Genomic DNA, 6764 nt, shown 5'->3' on the forward strand with positions numbered 1-6764 from the left:
TGAATGAACCTACTTCACTAAAATCACCATGGCTATTTCTGCTTCTTAAAATATTGAAAGAAATCAGAATCCGGATCCAGCACCATCATATCCGAGCTTGAAAAAGTCTTTTTATAGGCGCCTAAACTGCGTTGAAAAGCAAAGAACTCTGGATCTTCCCCATATGCCCTAGCATAAATCTCGGCCGATTTTGCATCGCCTTCACCGCGCAGCTTTTCCGCCTCCCGGTAAGCATTAGCCAGCGTAACAACCTGTTGCCTGTCCGCATCGGCACGGATTCTTTCCGCGGCTTCTGAACCTTGTGAGCGGAACTCGCGGGCAACTCTCTCACGTTCGGCTTCCATTCTGCGAAAAACGGAACTGCTAACTTCGCTTGGTAAATCAATGCGTTTCACTTGCACATCGACAATCTCCATACCCAAATTAGCCGCAAAATCCTTGGATTTTTCGATTAAAATTTCACGGATTTCCCAGCGGTCAGTTGAAACCAGCTGCCTGATATCCCGCTTACTGAACTCACTTCTGAAAGCATCTTTAATAATCTGATCCAGACGCAGGTTAGCCTGATCTATATCACCGGCCACTACCGTATAGAAAGTAGTGACATCGCCAATACGCCATTTCACAAAGGAATCAACGATTACGTTCTTTTTTTCCGCCGTTAAAAAGCGTTCAGGTTTTGAATCCATGGTTTGGATTCGCGCGTCAAACTTCTTTACATTATTGATAAAAGGTATTTTGAAATGCAGTCCAGGTTCATAATCTGACTTTACGATTTCCCCCAAACGGAATTTAATTGCTCTTTCAGTTTCATTAACGGTAAAGATACTCATCATGCCGATAAGCAACAACGCAGCAATACCCAGTAATATTTTATTATTTTGTGTCATTAGCGTCCCCTTCCGTCACGACCGCGAGTTGAAGTTCGCAAAGCAGGCTGTTCTACCTCTGCTGTCCGCCCGGAGTGATTGACGGCGCTTTGAGGAACTTGAGTTTGTTGACTTGAAGACGGTTGTTGAATCATTTTGTCTATTGGCAAATAAAGCACATTATTACCATCTTTAACATCGACCATGACCGTATTAGTATCGCCTAGCACCGCTTCCATCGATTCCAGATAAAGCCGTTGTCTCGTTACCTCGGGCGCCTTCCTGTATTCTGCCAGCAATCTGGAAAAACGATCAGCCTCACCTTCGGCCTGAGCGATAACCTGTTCCTTATAGCCCTCAGCCTCCTGAATTCTCCTTGCTGCCGCGCCACGCGCTTTCGGGACTACGTCATTAGAATAGGCTTCCGCTTCGTTAATCAACCGCTGCTGATCTTCGCGCGCTTTAATGGCATCTTCAAATGCGCTTTGAACCTGCTCAGGTGGCTGAGCATCCTGCAGGTTTACACTGGTAACCTGAATACCGGCCTGATAGTTATCCAGGATATCCTGGATTTCCTTTTTAACCTGAGCCACGATTTCGCTTCGGCCTTCGGTCAGAACAAAGTCCATCTTACTGCTGCCGACAACGCCGCGTTCAGCGCTTTCGGTGACTTGTTTCAGAGTAGCTGTAGGATTAACGACATTAAAGAGAAACTGCTTGGCATCTTTAACCTGATATTGAACAGCCAGTCGTACATCGACAATATTTTCATCCTTAGTCAGCATCAATGCTTCTTTCGGTACAGACCCGAGAGCCTGGTCACTGCCAGCACTCCGGTAACCGACTTCGATATAACGCTGCTGCCTGACATTGACGATTTCAACCTGCTCAATGGGCACAGGAAAATGCCAATTCAAGCCGGCTTGAGTAGTCGCGGTATATTTGCCAAACCGCGTTTCAACGCCATGATTACCTTCATCCACAATATAAAAACCGCTTAAGCCCCACAAAACCAATGCGGCAACCGCTAAAAGTCCTAGACCTTTCATAGAACCGCCGGAAGATCCTTCTCCACCGCCTCTGCCGCCGCCAAAAATTCCGCCCAACTTTTCTTGTAATGAACGTATCGCTTCATCAAGGTCAGGTGGCCCCTTTTGGTCACCTCGACCGCTCCAGGGGTCTTTTTTATCGCCGCCAGGCTCATTCCAGGACATACATATGCTCCATATGGGATTATTTGTAATTTATTTAAGATTAGAAGGACGTTCAATCATCGGCATGAAGGTTCAGCTCTACCCCGTTCATCCCAACTCTATAATTTTATAGTAAATATCCAATTCTGATTATTTAACTGGGGAATTATCCTAAAAAAACACACTTTATACAAACCTAAGCTAAAGTATTTCTTCAATTTCTACTGATTTGAGCAAACCTAAATGCTTTGTGTCAATTTCAACAATCAATTCATAACCACCGAAATCATCTACTTGTTCTTCAAGAATTTTAGCCACAGAAAATAATTTGGCTCTCACATACCCTTGATCGGGCTTCAAATGGCATCTTTTCGTGATTTTGGCACTGGAAAATATTTCAGCTAATGCTTGATAGAGCAATTCAATGCCGACACCGGTTTCAGCGGATAACCATACACGCACTGGGGCTCCCGTCTCATCGCGATCAATACGGGGCTTGATATTATCCAACAAGTCAATTTTATTAAAAATTTCCAGCTGCCTGATTTCATTAGCCTCTATATCTTCCAGAACCTGGTTGACCTGAAATATGGTCTCGTCCCTGTCCTCGGCATTGGCGTCAATCACATGCAACAGCAGATCGGCTTCGCTGGCTTCCTGCAGGGTGGACTTGAATGCCGCTACTAATTCATGAGGTAAATGACGAATAAACCCAACCGTGTCTGCAAGCACTATTTCCGAGTTGTTGGGCAATTGGCAGTTGCGTAATGTTGGATCTAAAGTAGCAAAAAGTTGATCTGCCGCGTAAATACCGGCTCCAGTCAACTTATTAAATAATGTCGATTTCCCGGCGTTGGTGTATCCCACCAATGACACAGACGGAATCTCGGCTTTTCTTCTTTTACTTCGCCCCTGATACCTTTGTTTATCAACTTTTTCCAAACGCCGCTGAATCTGCTTGATACGTAATCCCAATAGTCGACGATCTGTTTCCAGCTGGGTTTCACCTGGACCACGCAGACCGATACCGCCTTTTTGACGTTCCAAATGTGTCCAGCCTCTGACCAGTCGGGTTGATAGGTGGCGTAACTGAGCCAACTCAACCTGCAGTTTGCCTTCAAATGTCTGAGCGCGTTGAGCGAAGATATCAAGAATCAATCCGTTTCTGTCGACTACCCGAACACCCAGCGCATTCTCAAGGTTTCTTTCCTGACTAGGTGAAAGCGGGTGATTGAATAAAACAATATTCGCGGAATAGCTTTCTACAACATTTTTAAGCTCATCAAGCTTACCTGTTCCGACAAAATATTTCGGATCAGGGCTGCGTCGACTGCCGGTAACTACATAAACAGGATCAGTGCCGGCCGATTTAGCCAACTCTTTTAGTTCTAAAAGATCTTCCTGTCCGGAATGAAGTGTTAGATGAACCAGGACCGCTCGCTCACCTGAGTCGGGACGCTCAAACAATTAAGCACTCCATTACTCTGCTGATAAAAAGGCTATTATTTTTCTGTGTTTTAACGTTTTTCAGTAACAAGATTTACTCACAATAAAAAATTATTCTTCGTTGGATTCGTTTTCACGTGTCAGCTTTACAGCTTTACTCGGCACAATCGTTGAAATGGCATGCTTGTATACCATTTGACTGACTGTATTCTTGAGCATAATCACATATTGATCAAATGAATCCACCTTCCCTTGTAATTTAATCCCATTAACAAGGAAAATTGAAACAGGCGTATGTTCTTTTCTAAGGGTATTTAGAAAATTATCCTGCAAATTCTGACCTTTTGACATCCGGTTTCTCCTTATTATTTTTTATAAAAAAGCTGCTTAAGATAGTTGCGATTACAAGTCATGATCAAGACTTATCGAATAACCTAAAAAAGATTGATTATGAATATTTTAACGCCATTCAGATTGAATTTTCATATATTCCTACTTTCTCATGTATAAAAATGGCGATAGCTTTGCATCATCATTAAAAAAACTCACCCGACCGGTTCGACTCCCGCCCGCCTATGTTGTATCCGTGCGGCAAATAATCAACGCCTAGGCCGACTTTTTCCGCATAATTTTTTATCGGTAAATTTGTAGCCGATACACATTGACTTTCCAGACAATATCTATAATTTCACCGCTCTTTTGAGCACCGTCGCCTGATTACCGTTTTTTTTAATCATGCCTGACTTTCAAAACAGCCAACCGCATCAACCAACTTCGACAATAATATTGTCGATTTGTGCAAACCATTTTTATCCGTGCTTCCTGTCAAATTCCTACGAGCTTTAATTTTATGCATATCATCCGCAATTTTGCTGACATCAAGCTTTACAAATCGTTTCATGGCTAATACCACGACACAAAAACACACTGGGATTTATTATTTTTAGCCGTGCGGCGTACCGCATATTCATAAAAAAATTTATCCGCTACAACACAGACAGCAAATTTTCGTCTCAGTTTAAGAATTTTTTATAGCTCGTGCCAAAGTGGCCAAAAATGTAATATCAAGCACCTCTTCATTATTGATCTGATGCGGGCAAAGCCGGACACGCCCCACTTTTAGTTTACTGCTTCTCATGCACTGGCCGGCCATATAAAGATTGGGGAAAAACGTTAAAAGAACACAGTTACTGAAAAAGATAAAATAGTAAAAATCATCCAGTCAGAGCCCTATTTTGCTGTTATGCCGTCGAGCAGTCTCTTGCTTTAATCCAATAAGAAGCTCTCAACCCGCTCTATAAATATATCCGGCTGCTGCACATGCAGCCAATGGCCGGCATTATCAATGATGCTGAGATCAGCTTCGGGGAATAATACAGTAATATCATCAAGTTTGACATAATCCGAGTCTGCACCGGCGATAAATAGCGCGCTTCCGGTAAAAGGCTCTAACTGCTCCGTCTCAGGGAAGGCGATGATATTCGGCGCCATCCGGTAAAAAATATCCAGATCGATTCGCCAGCGATATTCACCATGACTCAGAACAAGATTTTGCAATAAAAACTGGCGATAACCTAGTTCCGGTATTTCAGCGGCAAGTTCGGCTTCAGCTTGTTTGCGATTGCTGATTTCACTAAGCGGCAAGGCCTTCAATGCCTGAATGAGATGGTCAAAACTGTGTTTATAACTCACCGGGGCAATGTCGACGACAATCAGCTTATCCACATACTCGGGATAATTAAGCGCGAACCACATGGCAACCTTGCCACCCATGCTATGACCCAAAAAGTGGGCCGCCTTTATTCCCCTCTGATCGAGAAACAGCTTAAGATCCGCCGCCATGGAAGGATAATCCATCACTGATACATGAGGCGATGAGCCATGATTGCGCATATCCGGCACATAAACATGAAATCCAGCCGAAAGCCTCTCCGCCACCTGACGCCAATTACGCGAGGAAGCGAAAAAACCATGCAAGATAATTAGCGGACAAGCATCCGAATTACCCAGTTCTTCAAACGCTAATTCGATCGGTTCCATTAGGCAAAACTGAATATGGCACCCAGCAAACCGCCGAAAATACCGCCCCAAACAACCAGCCACCCCAAGTGCTCGCGAATTATCGCTTGAACCATCTCCTTAACTAATTGAGGCGTTAGCTCACTCAACCGCTTATCGATCACTGTTTCAATTTTACCGACAATGTCCTCACCGATTTTATGCGCATTCAAACCTTGCTGCAGCGCTGCTTTAAAACTTTCTGATTCAACCGTTTCGGCCAACGTGAGTTTCATTTTTTCAGTAAATGGGGACTTTAAGGGTGTTAACGCTTCCGGACCGCCCATCATCATTAACATGCCGCCAAAGGAAGACCCCATGATCGATGCGACCAATCCCTCATACACTTTGTCATAATCGACCGCATTCAATAACGGCTCCAGATTCAGCACTTTGCCTCCCTGCTGTTCCTCAGCCTCAATAAAATGCTCTACATTGTCGATAGTAAAGAACTGCTGCATCATGAGTTTTTTGATCGACCCCTTAAACTCTTCAAAGCGATTCGGTATCACGCCTGAACCATATAAAAAAGGAACTTTCTCAAATAGCATATAAACAGCCAGCCAGTTAGTTATTGCTCCCGACAACGCAAAATAACCAATTGCTTTCATCAGTTCCTGCTGTACGGGGCAGACATAGCCAGTGATAATAACCGCAACAGCAATCAGATTAGTAAGAAAACTTTTATTTATTATTTTTTTCATTGTTTATTAAGATATAGCATTAAGCGTTTTCAATTTTTATTTCCGGAGCCAGAGGACTTCAGGCTTTAATCACATCTTTGTTTTTACGATATTGAAATTTCATCGACACCCGTAAAACCAATAATTATAAAACAATATTACCCCATACTTTTTGACAATTTTATCATCTATCTCTTATATAGAAGCCATAAAGCTTGTTCATTAAAAGCTGTAGTTCGGTTTAAGTATTCTGTAAAAGAGGTAGTAAATCAGCCGCACTTAATTGAAGAGCCGACCATTTATCCTGATTAGGAATAAACGACTAAGGAACGTGAGTTTTATAATTCCCGTTCCTAAACTCGCGATGGTATTGGACATATAATTGGTCAGTGAGCGATGCCGCGAATGCTCGAGATCGACAATTTCTTGGACTAGTACTCAGTCAGCCTTGTTCTGACGAGTAAAATTTGCAGCGTATTCATGGCGTGCGAATAGTGCGAATAAATTCGCACCTA

At 43.2% G+C, this 6764-nt stretch carries 7 protein-coding genes; all 7 read right to left on the bottom strand.

The genetic code is table 11. The features are described from left to right. Nucleotides 1-32 precede the first annotated feature (32 nt). The 7 genes from hflC to EK22_RS19270 all read right to left on the bottom strand — a co-directional run bounded on the left by hflC (nt 33) and on the right by EK22_RS19270 (nt 6270). A complete protein-coding gene (hflC, locus tag EK22_RS19245) occupies nt 33-890 on the bottom strand; it encodes a protease modulator HflC (protein ID WP_020160436.1) in 858 nt (285 codons plus the stop codon). Then, on the bottom strand, nt 890-2083 hold the full coding sequence (hflK, locus tag EK22_RS19250; protein ID WP_027147430.1) for an FtsH protease activity modulator HflK: 1194 nt from the start codon (nt 2081-2083) through the stop codon (nt 890-892). The genes hflC and hflK overlap by 1 nt, the downstream gene beginning before the upstream one ends. A gap of 180 nt (nt 2084-2263) precedes the next feature. Next, nucleotides 2264-3529, bottom strand: a complete 1266-nt coding sequence (gene hflX, locus EK22_RS19255; protein ID WP_036253671.1) for a ribosome rescue GTPase HflX — start codon at nt 3527-3529, stop codon at nt 2264-2266. Nucleotides 3530-3619: 90 nt separating this feature from the next. Beyond that, nucleotides 3620-3859, bottom strand: coding sequence for an RNA chaperone Hfq (gene hfq / locus EK22_RS19260; protein WP_020160432.1), 240 nt, complete (start codon nt 3857-3859; stop codon nt 3620-3622). Nucleotides 3860-4241: 382 nt separating this feature from the next. Further along, nucleotides 4242-4409 carry a hypothetical protein gene (locus EK22_RS24785; RefSeq protein ID WP_156830541.1) on the bottom strand — a complete coding sequence of 56 codons (168 nt, stop codon included), beginning with the start codon at nt 4407-4409 and terminating at the stop codon, nt 4242-4244. Nucleotides 4410-4774: 365 nt separating this feature from the next. Beyond that, entirely contained in the window at nt 4775-5548 is a 774-nt protein-coding gene (locus EK22_RS19265; RefSeq protein WP_036253673.1) for an alpha/beta fold hydrolase, read from the bottom strand. Next, entirely contained in the window at nt 5548-6270 is a 723-nt protein-coding gene (locus EK22_RS19270) for a DUF445 domain-containing protein (protein WP_020160430.1), read from the bottom strand. Before EK22_RS19270 ends, EK22_RS19265 begins: the two co-directional genes overlap by 1 nt. Between the last annotated feature and the right edge of the window lie 494 nt (nt 6271-6764).

The sequence above is a fragment of the Methylobacter sp. BBA5.1 genome (genome assembly GCF_000746145.1).
Lineage (GTDB): Bacteria > Pseudomonadota > Gammaproteobacteria > Methylococcales > Methylomonadaceae > Methylobacter > Methylobacter marinus.

Coding starts and splice junctions, on each gene's coding strand:
- hflC (WP_020160436.1), bottom strand. CDS start 890: ATGACACAAAATAATAAAATATTACTGGGTATTGCTGCGTTGTTGCTT.
- hflK (WP_027147430.1), bottom strand. CDS start 2,083: ATGTCCTGGAATGAGCCTGGCGGCGATAAAAAAGACCCCTGGAGCGGT.
- hfq (WP_020160432.1), bottom strand. CDS start 3,859: ATGTCAAAAGGTCAGAATTTGCAGGATAATTTTCTAAATACCCTTAGA.
- EK22_RS24785 (WP_156830541.1), bottom strand. CDS start 4,409: ATGAAACGATTTGTAAAGCTTGATGTCAGCAAAATTGCGGATGATATG.
- EK22_RS19265 (WP_036253673.1), bottom strand. CDS start 5,548: ATGGAACCGATCGAATTAGCGTTTGAAGAACTGGGTAATTCGGATGCT.
- EK22_RS19270 (WP_020160430.1), bottom strand. CDS start 6,270: ATGAAAAAAATAATAAATAAAAGTTTTCTTACTAATCTGATTGCTGTT.